The organism is Bosea sp. NBC_00550, assembly GCF_026020075.1.
Lineage (GTDB): Bacteria > Pseudomonadota > Alphaproteobacteria > Rhizobiales > Beijerinckiaceae > Allobosea.
On sequence record NZ_CP102772.1, the window covers coordinates 3,755,053 to 3,772,289 of the forward strand.

Sequence of the window (17,237 nt, forward strand, 5' to 3'; positions counted from 1 at the left end):
ATGGCTGAGCACCCCTCCCCCAGCCGCCCCGCGCCGGAACCCGTGGAATCGGGACGCAGCGATGCGCCCGGACTGCCGGCGCGCCGCTTCGCCGCCACCATCATCGACGAAGTCCTGCGCGCCCGCGTCGCCCTCGATGAGACCTTCGAGCGGCTGCTGCCGGATTCGGGCCTGGATGCCGCCGATGCCGGGCTGGCACGCGCCATCGCCGTCACCGCCTTCCGACGGCTCGGAACGATCCAGCACGCCGTCGATCAGCGCCTCGAACGCGGCAGCCCGCGCAAATCCGGCCCGTTCGAGCCGATCCTGACGGCCGCGGCCGCGCAGATCCTCTTCCTCGACGTGCCCGATCATGCCGCCGTCGATCTCGCGATCCGAAATCTGCATGAGGACCTGCGCTCGGCCCGCTACGTCGCTCTCGGCAATGCCCTGCTGCGCCGCATCGTGCGCGAGCGCGACGCGATCCTGGCCGAGGCGCAGGCCGACCCCTTCCTCGACACGCCCGACTGGCTGGCCGAGAGCTGGAGCGAGACCTATGGCGAGGCGGCGGCTGCGGCGATCGCAGCGAGCCATCGCGAGGAACCCCCGCTCGACCTTTCCGTCAAGGCCGACCCTGCCCGCTGGGCGGAAGCGCTGGAGGGTATCGCGCTGCCGAACGGTTCGGTACGCCTGCGCGAGCGGCACGCCATCGCCGGGTTGCCCGGCTTCGACGAAGGCGCCTGGTGGGTGCAGGACGCCGCAGCCGCGCTGCCGGCGATGCTGCTGGCGCCGGCCCCCGGCGAGCGGATCGTCGATCTCTGCGCCGCCCCCGGCGGCAAGACCGCCCAGATCGCGGCGGCGGGAGCGAATGTGACTGCGCTCGATCGCTCGGGCCCGCGCCTGCGCCGCCTCAAGGCCAACCTCGCGCGTCTCGGCCTGACGGCCGAGGTCGTGACCGCCGATGCGACGAGCTGGAAAGCCGAACCTTTCGACGCCGTCCTGCTCGATGCACCCTGCAGCGCCACCGGCACGATCCGGCGCCATCCCGATGTTGCCTGGACGAAGCTCCCGGACGATCGCGACCGGCTCGCAGGCTTGCAGGCGCGCCTGCTCGATGCCGCCGCCGGCCTGACCAAGCCCGGCGGGCGCCTCGTCTACTGCACCTGTTCGCTGGAAGCGCAGGAAGGCGAAGCGCAGATCGAAGCCTTTCTCGCGCGTCATCCCCAGTTTCGGCGCAAGCCCGTCGAAGCGGCGGAAATCGGCGGTTTGTCGGAAGCAATCGACGCGAACGGCGATATTCGGACCCTGCCGCACCAGCTCCGCGGCGAAACCCCGCGCCTTTCGGGATGGGCGGGATTTTACGCAAGCCGCCTGATCAGGCTATGACGGAACAGGGATTCGCGCAGTGGGACGGCGCGATTCCTCTGGCAGTATCCGCGCGGCACGGCGTCGCGCACGGGGACGGAGCATACGGGAGATTTGAGCGGCTGGTCTGAGCGACGGGGATTGGCCCAGGCCGCGATCGGACGGGCGGCGCGGCGGACCCGTGGCCAGTTCGTCGGCGCAACGCGTAGGCTCTGGCCCTTCGGGCGCAACACCGCGACCCGCCTGCTGTTCGCCCCCCACGACCTGCGCACCGCCGATCCGACGACGGCCGGCGATTTCTACGCCGGTTACTACACCTTCGCCGGCCGCACGCTGCGCAGCCATGGCGAATCCCCCTTCGATGTCGAGCCCCCGAGCGAGGCCTGGGCGGAGGCCCTGCACGGCTTCGGCTGGCTGCGCCACATGCGGGCCGCCGATACCGCGATCGCACGCGCCAATGCCCGCAGCCTGGTCGAGGATTTCATGGCCAAGCGCCGCGACCGGGACGATATCGGCCGCCGCCCGGCCGTGGCGGCCCGCCGGCTGATCGCTTTTCTCTCGCATTCCCCGCTGCTGCTCGAAGGCGCCGATCATGTCTTCTACGAGCGCTTCCTGCGCCATGTCGCGCGGCTGGCGGACCGGCTGAGCCTCGCTCTCGCCGGCGCGGTGGAAGGCGCGGATCGCCTGAACGGCCTGATCGCCGTCACGCTCGCGGCGATCTGCCTCGATGGGCAGGATGCACGCCGGCGCCGCGCCGAGACGATGCTCTCCGACGAGCTGGACGAGCAGATCCTGCCCGATGGCGGGCATCTCTCCCGCAATCCCCGCCTCCTGATCGAGCTCCTGCTCGACCTGCTGCCGCTGCGCGAGACCTTCGCCGCGCGCGGGCTGGAGCCGCCGCGCGGCGTGCTGACCGCGATCGAGCGGATGATGCCGCATCTGCGCCTGTTCCGGCATGGCGACGGTTCGCTCGCCCTGTTCAACGGCATGGGGACCACCGCCCCCGATCTGATGGCCACGCTCGCGGCTTACGACGATGCGCGCGGCCGGCCGACCGAGCATGCCGCCTATTCCGGCTACAGCCGCCTCGCCGCCGAGCGCAGCATCGTCGTCGCCGATGCCGGCGCTCCGCCGCGCGGCGCCTATTCGGTCGAGGCGCATGCCGGCTGCCTCGCCTTCGAATTCTCCAGCGGCCCGCAGCGCATCATCGTCAACTGCGGCGCCAGCCGCTTCGGCCCGCCCGAGCTGAAGCTTGCGGCGCGCAGCACCGCGGCCCATTCGGCCCTCGTCCTCGACGATCGCTCGAGCGCGAATTTCGGGATGGTGCTCGGCGAGATGCGGATCGTCTCCGGCCCGCGCGATGTCCGGGTCGCGCGCCAGGATGGCGCTGACGGCCCGGAATGGGTGGCGAGCCATGACGGCTATCGCCGCAGCCTCGGGGCCGTCCATACGCGCCGGCTCCTGCTCGCCCGCGACGGCGCCACGCTCTCGGGCGAAGAGGAGGTCACGTTGACCGGTGCGCGTGCCGCGCTGCAGGCCGCCGTCCGCTTCCATCTTCACCCCAATGTTCGCGCCAGCCTGGTGCGCGAAGGCAGCGGCGCGCTGCTGGCGCTCGCTTCCGGCGAAGTCTGGAGCTTCGAGGCCGGCGGGCTGCCGATCGCGATCGAGGAAAGCCTTTTTCTCGCCGCCTCCGACGGGCGCCGCCGCACCGAACAGCTCGTGGTGGCCTTCGATGCCGTGACGACGCCGCGCATCGCCTGGCGCCTGAGCCGGATCAGCACCGCCAATCCGCGCGCCGGAAAGACCGTTGCCGCCGCCATCGCCGAGCGCGAGGCCACGGAATCCGCCCCCGACGCGTGACGTTCTGCGGCGGCGCGCTTTGCCTTTCGCGGCGCAGCATGATAGCCCGCGCGCGGCTGCTCCAAGAACCGCCTGCCCTTGCAATCCAAGCCGGACCTGACCCGATGCCGAATGAACTTCGCCGCGTCGAACGCGCTCTCCTTTCCGTCTCCGACAAGACGGGGTTGATCGACTTCGCCCGCGCCCTCCACAAGCTCGGCATCGCGCTGGTCTCGACCGGCGGCACGGCCAAGGCCATCGCCGAGGCCGGCCTGCCGGTCAGCGACGTCTCCGATCTCACCGGCTTCCCCGAGATGATGGACGGCCGGGTCAAGACGCTGCATCCGAAGGTGCATGGCGGCCTGCTGGCGATTCGCTCGCACCCGGAGCATCAGGCCTCGATGCTCGGCCACGGCATCCAGCCGATCGACCTGCTGGTCGTGAACCTCTACCCGTTCGAGGCGACGGTCGCCGCGGCCAAGCCCTATGACGACTGCATCGAGAACATCGACATCGGCGGCCCGGCGATGATCCGCGCCGCCGCGAAGAACCATCATGACGTCGCCGTCGTGGTCGAGCCCGCGGATTATCCCTCGGTGCTGGCCGATCTCGAGGCCCAGAAGGGCGCGACCACACTGACGCTGCGCCGCAAGCTGGCCCAGAAGGCCTATGCCCGCACCGCCGCCTACGACGCGGCGATCTCGAACTGGTTCGCGAACGAACTCGGTGACACCGCGCCGGCCTTCCGCGCGCTTGGCGGCGCGCTCGCCGAGACGATGCGCTATGGCGAGAACCCGCATCAATGGGCCGCCTTCTATCTCACCCCGGAGAACCGCCCGGGCGTTTCGACCGCTCGCCAGGTCCAGGGCAAGCAGCTCTCCTACAATAACATCAACGATACCGACGCCGCCTTCGAATGCGTCGCCGAGTTCGATCCCAACGCTTCGGCCGCCTGCGTCATCGTCAAGCACGCCAATCCTTGCGGCGTCGCGGCCGGCGGCTCGCTGCTGGAAGCCTATGAGCGCGCGCTCGCCTGCGATCCGGTCTCGGCCTTCGGCGGTATCGTCGCGCTGAACCGAAAGCTGGATGCCGCCGCCGCGAAGAAGATCGTCGAGGTCTTCACCGAGGTCATCATCGCGCCGGATGCCGACGAGGAAGCGATCGCGATGATCGCCGCCAAGAAGAACCTGCGCCTGCTGCTGACCGGCGGCCTGCCGGATGTCCGCGCGCCCGGCCTCGCGCTGCGCACCGTCTCCGGCGGCTTCCTCGCCCAGTCGCGCGACAACGCCGTCGTCGATGACATGGAGCTCCGGGTCGTGACCAAGCGCCGGCCGAGCGAGCGCGAGCTCGCCGATCTGCGCTTCGCCTTCCGCGTCGCCAAGCACGTCAAGTCGAACGCCATCGTCTATGCCAGGGATCTCGCCACGGTCGGCATCGGCGCCGGCCAGATGAGCCGCGTCGATTCCTCGCGCATCGCCGCCTGGAAAGCCGCCGAGGCAGCGAAGGCCGCAGGCAGCGCGGAAAGCCTCGCCAAGGGCTCGGTCGTCGCCTCCGACGCCTTCTTCCCCTTCGCCGACGGCCTGCTCGCGGCGGCGGAAGCCGGTGCCACCGCGGTGATCCAGCCCGGCGGCTCGATGCGCGACGACGAAGTCATCAAGGCCGCCGACGAAGCCGGCCTCGCCATGGTCTTCACCGGGCACCGGCATTTCCGCCATTGACGGAAACGCAGGCCGCGGGACACCCTCGTCGGCCGGCTGCGCATCGCAGTCCGGCCGGCGGTTTCAGGGTCGATCCGGCTCTGTGCGCAACCGCGTTCCTGATGCTGGTGGCCGCCTGAAGAGCGGCCTCGCTGCGAGCTGACGAGGCCCGGGACATGCACACCGCCAAGGTCATCGGCATCGGTTTCGCCTTGCTTGGCATCCTGCTCGTCGCGGCACCGCGTCTTTCCATCTCGGCCGGGCGGCCGATCCCCTTCGCCGTCAGGCTCTTCCTGCCGCTCTGGTTCGCCGGCGCGCTGATCAACCTCTGGATCGGCGTCAGCCGCGCGGGCTATACCGTGATGGAGGAAGCGCCGATCTTCCTCGTCGTCTTCGGCGTGCCGGCGATCGCCAGCCTGCTGATCCTGTGGCTGACCTCCCGAATTGTCCGATGAGCCTCGATTCCGTCCGCGCCTTCTTCGCCCAGCACGCTCCCGACATCGCCGTCATCGTCACGCAGGAGAGCAGCGCGACCGTGCCGCTGGCCGCCGCCGCCCATGGCGTCGAGCCCGGGCAGATCGCCAAGACGCTCTCGCTGCGCATCGGCGAGGACGTCGTTCTCGTCGTTACCCGTGGCAATGCCCGACTCGACAACAAGAAGGCGAAAGCCGCCCTCGGCGGCAAGCCGCGCATGCTCGGCCCCGATGAAGTCGAGGCGCTGACCGGCCATCCGGTCGGCGGCGTCTGCCCCTTCGGGCTCGCCACGCCGCTCAAGATCTATTGCGACATCTCGCTGCGCGCTTTCGACATCGTCGTGCCGGCGGCCGGCTCGACGCATAGCGCGCTGCGCATCGCGCCGCAGCGCATGGCAGAGCTGACGCAGGCCGAATGGGTGGATGTCTGCCAGGAGGCCGTGCTGGAGGCAGCGGCGGCGGAGTAGGGCTCAGCCCTCCGTCCGCGCAATCAGCTCCATCGCGGCAGCGGGATTGCGCACCTTGTCGCCGCTGATGACATAGAGGAAGACGTCGCGCTTCTGCTTTGGCGCCGCGGCTCCCACTGCTTCGAGGCCATCCGGCACGCCGCCCTCCGCCCAGACATGCGCAGCCTTGGCCCAGCGGTCGAGACCGGACTCGGAATAGCCCTTCGGCTCGGCTTCCTTCGTCCCCATGATCCGCGCATAGACGAAGGGCGCCGTCACATCGGCGATCTGGGTGTAGTCGGCATCGGCCGAGGTGATGGCCGCTACGCCATATTCGCGCAGGAGCGCGACGAAATCCGGCGAGCGGAAGCTGTCATGCCGAACCTCGACCGCGTGGCGCAGGGCGATGCCATCGAGCTTCTTCGGCAGCAGCTTGAGGAAGGCCTCGAAATCCTCGGGATCGAATTTCTTCGTCGGCATGAACTGCCAGTTGATCGGACCGAGCTTCTGTTTGAGCTCGGTCAGCCCGCTGGTCAGGAATTTCTCGACCGACGGCCCGGCTTCGGCCAGCACGCGCCGGTTCGTGCAGAAGCGCGAGCCTTTGAGCGCGAAGACGAAATTTTCCGGCGTCTCCTCGCGCCATCGGGCGAAGCTCTCCGGCTTCTGCGACCCGTAATAGGTGCCGTTGATCTCGATCGAGGTCAGCTTGCCCGCCGCATATTCGAGCTCGCGCTTCTGCGGCAGGCCATCGGGATAGAAAGCGCCACGCCACGGCTCGAACACCCAGCCGCCGATGCCGATATGGATTTGACCTGCCTCACGCGCCATGGCTTGCTCCTTCGCTGGGCCGTCATCCTGACGCGGGGGCTGGTTTTGCACCACCCGTTTCCAGCGATCGCCTTCGTCTAATCCCGCCGGGCGCGCAGGCCTGTCAGGAGGACGTGACCTGCCCGGCAAATGGACGCTTCGGCAAGGAGCTGCCGGCGTTCAGGCTTTCAGATGGAATGTCACGAGCACGGTGATCTCGGAGCCATCCTGCAGCGTCGCGGCCACTCGCAGGAAATTGCCGAAATGGGCGAGGCGCTGAAATGTGACGGCGTCCTTGGCCGCAGGCAGCGCGAACTCGGAACCCTCCGCGCACCAATGCATGCCGTCGGCGGAGATCTCGATGCGCGCCTTGGGCAGTTCGCCTTTCGGCTCCTTGAGTGCGCGCACGAAGACGATCGCCTCCTTCGCCCAGCCGGCCTCATAGGGCTCGCTCGCGCTCTGCCCGGTCCAGGTTTCGTTGCGGGCGACGACCGCGGTCAGGTTCTCGGGCAGCATCAGAAATCCCCCGATAGGCAGACGGAGTCGAGATAGGCGAAGGCGCGCTTGTCGGTGTCGGTCTCGGCGAAGAAGCCGAGGTTCAGCATGCACCACAGGTTCTTCATCGCGGGGATGCGGATGCAGTCATAGCTGCTCATGTCGAAGACGCGGTCGTTTACCTGGAAGCGCGTCGCCTGCATCGAAGCCAGATCGAAATCGAAGCGCAGATAGTGCCAGTTCACCTTGGTTGGGATCTCGTTGTAGCAGAGCCGCTGCTCGCCGCCCGGGAGATCCTCCCAGTCATCCGGCGCGAGATGGTAATGGGTGATCGTCTTGCCGGCGGTGCCGATCGGCTTGATCGGCGTCGTCTTCCGTTTGAACTGCCAGCGCTGGATATGCTGGCCGTCCTGCGCATTGAGGAAGCGCAGATGCGGCATCACACGGTCGCCGGGCCCTGAGCTGTCGCCGATCTGGAGATCGTAGAGGAAGCCGAAGGAGCGGATATCGGTCTCCGAGAGCTGCAGATCGGTCGCTTCGGGCTTGAAGGTGAAATAGGTCTCGAGTCGGATCGGCCCGGCCTTGCGGAAGGTCAGCCGCTTGATCGCGACATTCTGCGCGCCCTTCTTCGGCCGCGTCGCGATCTTCAGCGCATAGGAGCCGTCGACGCCGCCATGCGAGCCGAAATCCCAGTTCGGCAGGGTCGAGAGCATGGCGTGGCTGTGCTGGGCATAGCCCGGCAGCATCGCATCCAGCGTGTCGTCGTAATTGCCGACGAGCTGCGTCCAGCCGCACATGCCGCGGTCGAAATCGTCGAGGCAGATGATGCGCGGCAGCGGGTCGAAGCGGCTGAGCTGTGGGTCCGCCTCGCGGATGGCGCGGCGCATGTCGTCGAGCTGGGAGTTGGGAGCGATCATTGGGCTTTACCCCTTCACTGCGCCGGCGGTGAGACCCGCCACGAGATGCTTCTGCATGAGGATGACGAAGGCGAGCACCGGCACGAGCTGCACGGTGGAGGCCGCGAAGAGCACGCCCCATTCGACGCCTTCGACGGCGCCGATCATCTCGGAGATCACCAGCGGCGCGGTCTTGGCCTTGGTGGTCGTGAAGATGAAGGCGAAGAGGAACTCGTTCCAGGCGTAGACGATGACGAAGACCGAGACCGCCAGCATGCCCTGCGCCGCCATCGGCAGGATGACGCGGGTGATGATCTGCATCTGCGAGGCGCCATCCATCATCGCGGCCTCGTCGAGCTCGCGCGGGATCTGGTCGATGAAGGTGCGCATCACCACCGTGCCCAGCGAGACGAAGAAGGTGGCGTAGAGCACGATCAGCACGAAATGCGTGTCGTTGAGTCCCAGCCAATTCACCACCGGAAAGAGCGGCAGCGTGATCACGATCGGCGGGATCAGGCGGATGAAGATCAGGAAGAAGGCCGAGGCTTGAAGCCCGCGCGAGGCAAAGCGCGAATAGGCGAAGCCGGCAAGCAGGGAGACGCCGACCGCCAGCACGGTCGCCCCCACCGTGACCAGAAAGCTGTTCCAGAGGCCGAAGAAGAAATCGCCCCAGCGGCTCCACAGCGCCTGATAATTCGCCAGCGTCGGTGCGAAGGAAAAGGTGCCGGTGGTCGAGAAGATGTCGCGGTCGGCCTTGAAGGACGACATCGCGATCAGACCGATCGGGATGAGCGACCAGGCAACGACCGCCAGGACACCGACGAGCTTCAGGAGGTGACGCAGAAGCGTGGGCAAGGAGAGCTTACGCACGAGCGAACATCTCCTTGTAGAGCCGGCGGAGATAGAACAGCGCGAGCAGGAGCGAGGCGAGGACGAGTAGCCAGCCGGTGGCGGCCGCCGGCCCGAAGGCGTTGTAGCGGAAGGCCTCGAGGTAGAGGTAGACCGCCATCACCTCGGTGGAGCGCGCCGGCCCGCCGCCCGTCATCAGCCAGACTTCGGAAAACAGGCGGAAGGCGAAGATGTAGCGGAACAGCGCGGCGATAAGCAGCGCCGGCATCAGGAGCGGCAACGTTATCCGGCGGAAGGACGTCCAGGCCGAAGCCCCGTCGATGGCAGCCGCCTCATAGAGATCGGTCGGGATCGAGAGCCGGGCCGCGTAGAGGATGATGAACGAGAAGGGCAGGTGCAGCCAGACCGAGAGCAGGCTGACCATGGCGAGGCCGTGGCTCGGATTCACCGCCCATTCGATCGGCGGCAATCCGATGGAGGCCAGGAGCCGGCTCATCATCCCGACATCGGGCTCGAAGAGATAGCGCCACATCACCACAGCCGAGACCTCGCTCACCGCATAGGGCGCGAGCACGATGGCGAGCAGCAGGGCGCGGGCCGGCACGCCGGAGGCGAAGAACAGCGCCATGCCGAGCCCGATCAGGAGTTCGACATGCACGACCACGGCGACGACGATCACCGTATTGAGCAGCGCCTTCCAGAAATAGGGATCGCTCAGCACCTTTGCGTAGTTGGCGAGGCCGACGAAGCTCGCCTGCTGGCCGAAGGTCGACTGGTTGAGGCTCAGCCAGAACACATAGATCGCCGGCAGGAAGATGATGCCGCCGATCATCAACTGGACCGGAGTGACGAGCGCGATGGCGGAGAGAGGCGTGCGCGTGGTCATAGTCGTCCTCGCAACGTCTCACCAGTTCGCGCCGTCATCCCGGGCAAGCGAAGCGCAGACCCGGGATCCATCGTAGGGAGCAGAGGCCTCCGATGGATCCCGGATCGGCGCCGCTGCGCGGCTTGTCCGGGATGACACGGTGGTTCATGAGCGCAATGGACGAAAGGTAGGGAGAGTCGCATCCCCGGCCTCACGCGATCCTGAAGCGCTTCAGCGCCTCGCGATCGATCTCGATGCCGAGGCCCGGTCCCTGCGGGACGGCGAGCTTGCCGTCGACCAATTGCGAGCCTTCGCCGACGATAGGCTGCGTGAACGCGTCGCGCAGCGGGTTCTCATAGACCATGCATTCGAAGGTGCGGAAGCTCTCGGCCGCCGCTGCCAGTTGCAGGCTCGCAGCCACGCAGATCGCGCCCGACCAGCCGACATGCGGCGCGTAAGCCGTGTTGAAGGTCGCTGCCAGCTCGGCGATGCGCCAGGTCTCGGTGATGCCGCCGGAGCGCGTCACGTCGGGCTGGATCAGTCCGAGCGAGCGATCTTGCAGCATGACCAGCGCTTCGCCCGCAACGAAGTCGCTCTCGCCGGCAGCGAGCCGGATCGGCAGGTGCTGGGCGAGGCGGCGATAGCCCTCGCGATCATGGGGAGCGATCGGTTCCTCGAAGAAGCCGTAGCCGAGATCGGCAAGCGCGCGGCCGACGATCATGGCGTCGTCGACGTCATAAGCCCAGTTCGCGTCGACATAGAGCGCGATGTCGTCGCCGGCGAGCCTGCGGACCAGCTTCGCCCGCGCCACCGCATCCCTGAGCGGATGGCCGAGCTTGACCTTGATCTCGCGGAAGCCGGCCCTGAGCACGGCCGCCACCTCGGCCTCGACCGTCGCATCGTCGAGCCAGTTGATCGAGGAGGCATAGGCGGCGACCTCCGTGCGCCCCATGCCGCCGAGCAGCTTGTGGATCGGCTGCCCAGCCTGCTTTCCGGCGATGTCCCAGAGCGCGATGTCGACCGCCGCGATCGCCTCGACGATCTGGCCGCCGGGGCGCCCCGACAGCGCGGCACGCATCGCTTTCCAGAGCGCCCTGCGATCGGCCGCGTCGCGTCCGAGCAGTCGCGGAACCAACGCCTCCTCGATGAAGCGCGCATAGCCGGCCGCACCGCGGCGGCACAGCCCTTCGCCGAAGCCGACGATGTCGTCCTCGGTCTCGACCTCGACGACGACCAGCTCGATCGCGGGATAGTCGCCCTGCGACGTCCGCTGAACCTTGGGCAGCGTCGCACGCAGCGGATGCACGACGATCTTCGATATGCGGCCGGCCGACATGAGGCGGCGTCCTCCCTGAAGGACATCATCTTATCTGATAGGTTGAACAGTTGCCAAGGAACGCGGCATCTGTCAATGATCACTACCGGAGGAATTTGATGAGCGATATCGCCCGATCGGTGCTGGACGACGAAGACCCCTTCGCGGGCGGCGATGTCGTGCCGATGCGCCTCGGCGATGCGGTGATCCAGCGCATCACCCAGGCGATCCATGACGGACGGCTGAAGCCGGGCGACTTCCTGCCTTCGGAAGCGCGGATCGCCGCTTCCTTCGGCGTCAGCAAGCCGATCGCGCGCGAAGCCATTCGCCAGCTCGCCGCGATGGGCGTCGTCCACATTCAGCAGGGCAAGCCAACCCGCGTGCGAGCGCTCGATGCCGCTCCGCTCGACCGCTTCTACCGCTTCGCCGTGCGTGGCCGCAGCAATGGGCTGACCGAGGCGGTGGAGCTGCGCCGTATCCTCGAGCCGCCGACCGCGGCCCATAGCGCCGAGCGGCGCTCGGCCGAGGACCTCGAGAAGCTCGACCTCATCCTCGCCCGGATGGAAGATGCGCTCGGCAACGTGCCGCGCTGGATCGAGGCCGATCTCGATTTCCACGAGGCCGTCGCCGCCTCGTCCGGCAACCGCCTTGCTCGACTTCCAGATCCGGGGCCTGAGGCCGGTGATCCGCGAGGTGATGGAGATCTTCAATTCGCGCGAGGCCCGTGGCCCCGAGGACTGGCAGCGCACCTTTGCACGCCATGTCCGGGTCGTCGATGCGATCCGGGCTGGCGATGCGGCCGGGGCTTTCGCCGCCATGAACAAGCATTTCGAAGCGGCAGAAGCCGCCATCGCGGAACTCGCGAACCACAGGGAGGATCACCATGAGCCAGAGGACCACGCTCGACCGTAGGCAGTTCGGGGCGGGCATTCTGGGCTTGAGCTTCGCCGGGCTCGGCGCCGGGCAGGCTCACGCGCAAAGCGGCCCGTTCAACGTCTTCACTCATCGCGTCATGCAGACGGTCGCGACCGGCGCGCAGGGCGGCGACATCACCAAGGACTGGGCGCAGAAGAACGGCGTCACCGTCCAATGGACGACCTTCGACACCGGCCCTCTGCAGGAGCGGCTGTTCCGCGAAGCCAGCCTCGGCGAGACCTCGGTCGATGTCGGCTTCGTCGTCAACACGCAGGTCGTGCCCCGCGCGGCGACGCTGTTCGAGCCGCTCGACGAGTATCTGAAGAAGGACCCGGTCGAGGACATCGCCGACATTTTCCCCGGCCTGATGGAAGGCATGAAGGTCGGCGGCAAGCAGCTCGCCATCCCCTTCCGCCATGCCTCCTCCGGCCTGCACTACAATGAGGAGATCCTGGCCGAGAAGGGCTTCTCCAAGCCCCCGGCGACGATCGAGGAGATGATCGAGATCGCCAAGGCCTGCAGCTATCGCCGCGCCGACGGCACGCAGGTCGTCGGTCTCTGCACGCCGGGCGTCACCTATCCCAACGTGATCGACCTCGCCCGCGCCTGGGACGGCGACTTCATCACGCCCGACTTCAAATGCGTCGCAGACCAGCCGCCGATGCTGAACGCGGTGCGCATCTTGCGTGAACTCTTCCAGGCCAACGCTTTCCCGCGCAATTTCGCGACGCTTTCGCCCGAGGACGTGAATGTCTGGATGCAGCAGGGCCGGGCAGCGATGAGCCTGCAGAGCATGGGTCGCAACCGCATCTACAACGATCCGCAGAAGTCGAAATTCCCCGGCAAGATCAAGACGATCGCGGTTCCCGCTTCGAAGACGCTCTCCGGCAAATACGATGCCGCCCCCGCGAAGGTCGAGTTCTGGGGCATGGTCATCCCGAAGAATGCCAAGCGCAAGGATCTCGCCTGGAGCTTCATCAAGGCGATGACCGCCAAGGATGCGACGCTGAAGGCCGCCCTCAACGGCAACGGGCCGGTGCGCGCCTCGACCTATGCCGACCAGAGCTTCGCCGGAACGGTGCCCTACGCCGCCGAGGAGCTGAAGGTGCTGAAGGTGGCGCGCGTGCCCCTGCCGGCCTTCGACGAGGCGGCACGGGCCGGCGACTTCTTCAAGGAAGAGGCGGAGGCCGCCGTGCTCGGCATGAAGACGCCGGAGGAGGCGATGGCCTCTCTGGTCAAGCGCGTGCAGCCGCTGCTGCCGGCCTGAACGATCGAGAATACGGCGCGGTAACGGCGCCGGAGACACAATCCCGGAGGACATCGATGACGTTTCGGATCTCGCGCCGCCGGTTCGGCGCTCTCGCTGGTGCCGCCGCCACTTCGGCACTTCTGCCGAAAGGCGCCCTCGCCCAGGCAAAGACGCTGACGGCGCTCGGCCATCGCGTCCACCAGACGGCGGCGACGACGGGCCCCGGCGGTGACGCGACCGAGGGCTTCCGCAAAGCCAATGGCGCCGATGTGAACTGGGTGACCTTCGGCGACGTCAACGCCGTGCTTGAGCGGCTGCTGCGCGAAGCCTCGTTGTCGGAGACCTCGATCGACGTCGCCTATCTCGTCAATGGCCGCGCTGTGCCCCGCAATCTCCAGCTCTTCGAGCCGCTCGACGCGCTGATGAAGCAGGCGCCGATCGAGGCTTTCGACGATTTCGCGCCCGGTCTCATCGGGCCGCTCAAGGTCGGCGATGCCTTGCACGGCATCCCGGTGCGCCATGCGACGAACGCGCTGATCTACAACGAAGCGTTGCTGGAGGAGCGCGGCGTCACCAAGCTGCCGACGAATTTCGAGGAGCTGACGGAGCTCGCCCGCAAGCTCACCTTCAAGCGCGAGGACGGCACGCAGGTCTACGGCCTCGCCTTCACCGCCGTCTTCGCCTCGAACTTCCTCACCCTCGCCCGCTGCCTCGGCGGCGACTACATGACATCGGACGGCAAGATCGTCGCGGCCGAGCCGCCGATGGTGAAGACGCTCTCTTTGCTCGCCGATTTCTACAAGGCCGGCGTGCTGCCGCGGAACTTCGCCACCGTGAACAACGAGGAAATCACGACCTGGATGCAGCAGGGCCGGGCCGCGATGACGATCAACCCCTTCGCCCGGCTCGTCACCTATAACGACCCGTCCAAGGGCAAGTATGGCGGGCGCTTCAAATCGCTGCTGCCGCCGATGGCGGCCGATCTCGCCGGCAAGGTCGCCTTCGCGCCGACGGTCGAGTTCTGGTCGCTGATGATCCCGAAGAACGCCAAGCAGAAACCGCTGAGCTGGGAGTTCATCCGCGCGCTCTCCTCCAAGGCCGGCACGACCGCGATGGCGTTGAACGGCAACGGCCCCGTGCGCATCTCGACCTATGCCGACGAGAAGCTGAAGGCGGCGATGCCCTATGCCGCCGACGAGGCCGCAGCGCTCAAGGCCTCGCGCATCCATCTCCCGGCGTTCGACGAACAGGCACGCGCTCACGACATCTTCATCGAGGAGACGCAGGCCGCGGTGCTCGGCCGCAAGCCGGCGCAGCAGGCGATGGACGATGCGACCGCCCGTGTGAAGCCGCTGCTCGGCTGATGACGGGCGCACTTTCGGGACGCGTCGCGCTGGTTACCGGCGCGGCGCGCGGGATCGGCCTCGCCATCGCGACGGCCCTGGCCGGCGCGGGCGCGCATATCGTCATCCACGATCGCGACGAAGAGGCCGATGCGGTCGCCCGTCGCCTTGGCAGCGGCGGACAGGCGACACCGCTCATCGCCGATCTCGCCCAGCCGGACGCCATCGGCCGGATGCACGCCGAACTCGATAGGCAGGCGCTCGCGCCCGACATCCTCGTGCTCTGCGCCTCGGTCGAGATCCGCCAGACGCTTGCCGAATTGAGCGACGAGGCTCTGGCAGTGCAGAGCGAGGTCAATCTGCACGCGACGGCGCGGCTCCTGAAAGCCTTTCTCCCCGCAATGCAAGCCGGCGGTTTTGGCCGCGTCATCGCGATCGGCTCCGTGCAGGAGGCGCGCGCCAACGCCGACTGCCTTTATTACGCCGCCACCAAGGCCGCGCAGACGAACATGATCCTGAACCTCGCCCGGACCACGCGAGCCGGGGACATCACCTTCAACGTCATCCAGCCCGGCGCCATCCGCACCGATCGCAATCGCTCGATCCTGGCTCAGCCCGGCCGCGAGGAGCAGGCTCTCGCACGCATCCCGCTCGGCCGGATCGGCCTCCCCGATGATTGCGCAGGTCTGGCGCTGCTGCTCTGCTCTCCAGAGGGAAGCTATATCAACGGCGCCGAGATCGCGGTGGATGGCGGCATGCGGCTTTGATGGGAGCCGCCGCTTCCTGCGAGCGCAGGGGCTTACTCTGAGACCTTGATATCCAGTTCCCGGATCAGCCGACCGAAGCGCTCGACGTCCGCGTTGACGAGACGCGCCATGTCCGAAGGCGAGCCGGGCGCGGGAACGAGGCCGCTGGCTTCGAGCTTGGCCGCGATTTCGGGAGCGGTGATCGCTTTCGCGGCAGCCGCATTCAGCCGCTCGACGATCGGCGCAGGGGTCCGGGCCGGGGCGACGAGACCGAAGAAATTCGGGATCAGGGGGTCGTCGGCGAGGCCGAGTTCCGCCATCGTCGGCACGTCGTTCATCTGGGGCAGACGGCGGTCGCTACCGACCGCAATCGCCTTCAACTTCCCATCCTGCATCAGGGAGATCGCGGCCGGCGGCGTGGTGATGGTCAAGGCGACTTCGCCCGTCGCGACCGCGGTGACGGCTGGCGGCGCCCCGCGATAGGGCACATGGACCATCTTGACGCCAAGCCGCCGCGCCAGCGCCTCGATGTTGAGGTGGGCCATGCTGCCCTTGCCGAAGCTGGCATAGGCGAGTTCGCGCTGCTTCGCGAGCGCAGCCAGCTCCGCGAAACTGTTCACGCCGAGCCCGGGATTGACGACGAGAACGTAGGGGCCCGTAGCAACGACGCCGATATAGGCGAAATCGCGCTTCCCATCGATCGCCTGCTGCGGCATCAGGATCGGATTGATCCCGAACACCTCCCGCGGCGCCATCAGCAGCGTATAGCCGTCAGGCTGTGCCCGCGCCACGGCTGCCGCTCCCACCATGCCGTTGGCGCCGGGCCGGTTCTCGACGACGATCGACTGGCCGAAATCGAGACGCAGTTTTTCCGCGACCAACCGCGCCGCAAGGTCGACAGCGCCTCCGGCGGGATAGGGCACGACCAGCAGGATCTGCTTGGCCTTGGCCTCCTGTTTGACGGCATCGTCGGATTCGGTGGTCAGGAAGACGATCGGCACGCCCGTGAAGGACGGCAGCGCACGCAGGCCGCGGATCATCTGCATGCCGTTCATCACCGGCATGTTGAGATCGGTGACCACCAGATCGAAGCTTTCGGCCTTCGCCTTCTCAAGCCCCTCGGAACCATCGCCGGCCTCGACGATGACGTGCCCGTTTGGAGCGAGCACCAGCCGGATCATCTGGCGGATGCTCGGAGAATCATCGACCGTGAGTATCGTCGCCATGGCCAGCTCCTTCCCCTTCAAAAGGATTGAGATGCGCGGGCAGCACTACGCCGGCGCGGGCGAATGCCGCGCTGGCGGGCTTGGAAGCGCGCAGGATGGAAAACGGCAGCCTGCACGCTTCGAAGGACTTCGCTGCGGAAACGACGAGCTGGACGAACGTCAGATCCGCGTGCTTGACACGGGAAGCGTCGAGTTCGAGGGGTAGGCGAGCCGAAAGCGCCGCATCTAGACTATGTCTCGACGCCCCGGCATTGCCGATCGTATGGGAAGCCTCCAACAGAAGCGCCTCTGTTCTTGGTTGATCAGGAATCAAGCTCCGCTTCCGCAACTGTCGTTGACATTCCGTGAGCGAAAACTGGCAATAATCTGACACTAAATAGTTAATTCGCTGAATTAGCTGGCTATTTTTATGAATTGATATTCGCTTTATGGATATACTGTTCGTTTTCTTGCTAGATGGAAGGCTAAAGTTACAATATTTTGATACCCGATGCGCTGACTCCTCCTGCTTAGAGGCGATAGTGACGCTTGACACCCATCGGGGCCAACAGGGTATATTTAAGAGGCAAGTTGAAGATGTCCCTGGCGGCTTCTCCGGAGCGCACGCCAGAGTGCGCACCTCGGAGACAACGCCAACGTCGCTGTTTCCAAGGCAGGCTCTGCGTCAGGTGGTTGGCTTGGAAGACGATATCGTCGATCTACCGGTGATATCGGCGCACTTTATGGCGATGG

17 protein-coding genes and 1 pseudogene are annotated in these 17,237 nt (G+C 66.9%); 11 read left to right on the forward strand and 7 right to left on the reverse strand.

What is annotated here, in order from left to right:
• The 5 genes from NWE53_RS18030 to NWE53_RS18050 all read left to right on the forward strand — a co-directional run bounded on the left by NWE53_RS18030 (nt 1) and on the right by NWE53_RS18050 (nt 5,820).
• Nucleotides 1-1,365, forward strand: coding sequence for an RsmB/NOP family class I SAM-dependent RNA methyltransferase (locus NWE53_RS18030; protein WP_265050753.1), 1,365 nt, complete (start codon nt 1-3; stop codon nt 1,363-1,365).
• A 120-nt stretch (nt 1,366-1,485) separates the two neighbouring features.
• Nucleotides 1,486-3,204: a heparinase II/III family protein gene (locus tag NWE53_RS18035; protein ID WP_265050754.1), complete on the forward strand. Its 1,719-nt coding sequence runs from the start codon at nt 1,486-1,488 to the stop codon at nt 3,202-3,204.
• 104 nt (nt 3,205-3,308) lie between these two features.
• Nucleotides 3,309-4,901, forward strand: a complete 1,593-nt coding sequence (gene purH / locus NWE53_RS18040; RefSeq protein WP_265050755.1) for a bifunctional phosphoribosylaminoimidazolecarboxamide formyltransferase/IMP cyclohydrolase — start codon at nt 3,309-3,311, stop codon at nt 4,899-4,901.
• Between the two features lie 155 nt (nt 4,902-5,056).
• The gene (locus NWE53_RS18045; RefSeq protein ID WP_265050756.1) at nt 5,057-5,335 is read left to right on the forward strand and encodes a hypothetical protein; all 279 of its coding nucleotides are present in this window, start codon (nt 5,057-5,059) and stop codon (nt 5,333-5,335) included.
• Nucleotides 5,332-5,820 (forward strand): YbaK/EbsC family protein, encoded by a 489-nt coding sequence (locus NWE53_RS18050; RefSeq protein ID WP_265050757.1) that lies wholly within the window; start codon nt 5,332-5,334, stop codon nt 5,818-5,820. The genes NWE53_RS18045 and NWE53_RS18050 overlap by 4 nt, the downstream gene beginning before the upstream one ends.
• Before the next feature lie 3 nt (nt 5,821-5,823).
• On the opposite strand, the gene NWE53_RS18055 is transcribed toward NWE53_RS18050, so the two are convergent.
• The 6 genes from NWE53_RS18055 to NWE53_RS18080 all read right to left on the reverse strand — a co-directional run bounded on the left by NWE53_RS18055 (nt 5,824) and on the right by NWE53_RS18080 (nt 11,047).
• A complete protein-coding gene (locus NWE53_RS18055; protein ID WP_265050758.1) occupies nt 5,824-6,627 on the reverse strand; it encodes a DUF72 domain-containing protein in 804 nt (267 codons plus the stop codon).
• A 159-nt stretch (nt 6,628-6,786) separates the two neighbouring features.
• The gene (locus NWE53_RS18060) at nt 6,787-7,122 is read right to left on the reverse strand and encodes a hypothetical protein (protein ID WP_265050759.1); all 336 of its coding nucleotides are present in this window, start codon (nt 7,120-7,122) and stop codon (nt 6,787-6,789) included.
• Nucleotides 7,122-8,018, reverse strand: coding sequence for a DUF6772 family protein (locus tag NWE53_RS18065; protein ID WP_320109516.1), 897 nt, complete (start codon nt 8,016-8,018; stop codon nt 7,122-7,124). Before NWE53_RS18065 ends, NWE53_RS18060 begins: the two co-directional genes overlap by 1 nt.
• A 6-nt stretch (nt 8,019-8,024) precedes the next feature.
• Nucleotides 8,025-8,867: a carbohydrate ABC transporter permease gene (locus NWE53_RS18070; RefSeq protein WP_265050760.1), complete on the reverse strand. Its 843-nt coding sequence runs from the start codon at nt 8,865-8,867 to the stop codon at nt 8,025-8,027.
• Entirely contained in the window at nt 8,860-9,732 is an 873-nt protein-coding gene (locus NWE53_RS18075; RefSeq protein WP_265050761.1) for a carbohydrate ABC transporter permease, read from the reverse strand. The genes NWE53_RS18070 and NWE53_RS18075 overlap by 8 nt, the downstream gene beginning before the upstream one ends.
• 190 nt (nt 9,733-9,922) lie before the next feature.
• Nucleotides 9,923-11,047, reverse strand: coding sequence for a mandelate racemase/muconate lactonizing enzyme family protein (locus NWE53_RS18080; protein WP_265050762.1), 1,125 nt, complete (start codon nt 11,045-11,047; stop codon nt 9,923-9,925).
• A gap of 164 nt (nt 11,048-11,211) precedes the next feature.
• On the opposite strand from NWE53_RS18080, the pseudogene NWE53_RS30075 reads away from it, so the two are divergent.
• From NWE53_RS30075 to NWE53_RS18100, 5 genes and pseudogenes are all read left to right on the forward strand, one after another.
• Nucleotides 11,212-11,664 (forward strand): annotated as a pseudogene (locus NWE53_RS30075) (FadR/GntR family transcriptional regulator); the annotation flags it as partial.
• Between the two features lie 58 nt (nt 11,665-11,722).
• A complete protein-coding gene (locus NWE53_RS30080) occupies nt 11,723-11,938 on the forward strand; it encodes an FCD domain-containing protein (RefSeq protein WP_442864845.1) in 216 nt (71 codons plus the stop codon).
• Entirely contained in the window at nt 11,910-13,208 is a 1,299-nt protein-coding gene (locus tag NWE53_RS18090; protein WP_265050764.1) for an ABC transporter substrate-binding protein, read from the forward strand. The genes NWE53_RS30080 and NWE53_RS18090 overlap by 29 nt, the downstream gene beginning before the upstream one ends.
• 56 nt (nt 13,209-13,264) lie before the next feature.
• The gene (locus tag NWE53_RS18095; protein WP_265050765.1) at nt 13,265-14,554 is read left to right on the forward strand and encodes an ABC transporter substrate-binding protein; all 1,290 of its coding nucleotides are present in this window, start codon (nt 13,265-13,267) and stop codon (nt 14,552-14,554) included.
• Nucleotides 14,554-15,300, forward strand: a complete 747-nt coding sequence (locus NWE53_RS18100) for an SDR family NAD(P)-dependent oxidoreductase (protein ID WP_265050766.1) — start codon at nt 14,554-14,556, stop codon at nt 15,298-15,300. Before NWE53_RS18095 ends, NWE53_RS18100 begins: the two co-directional genes overlap by 1 nt.
• Before the next feature lie 32 nt (nt 15,301-15,332).
• Here the strand turns inward: NWE53_RS18100 and NWE53_RS18105 are convergent, their stop codons facing one another.
• Nucleotides 15,333-16,505 carry a tripartite tricarboxylate transporter substrate-binding protein gene (locus NWE53_RS18105; protein ID WP_265050767.1) on the reverse strand — a complete coding sequence of 391 codons (1,173 nt, stop codon included), beginning with the start codon at nt 16,503-16,505 and terminating at the stop codon, nt 15,333-15,335.
• Between NWE53_RS18105 and NWE53_RS18110 the strand changes: the two genes are divergently transcribed.
• On the forward strand, nt 16,489-16,710 hold the full coding sequence (locus NWE53_RS18110) for a hypothetical protein (protein ID WP_265050768.1): 222 nt from the start codon (nt 16,489-16,491) through the stop codon (nt 16,708-16,710). The two genes, NWE53_RS18105 and NWE53_RS18110, sit on opposite strands and share 17 nt — an antisense overlap.
• Nucleotides 16,711-17,237: the final 527 nt, after the last annotated feature.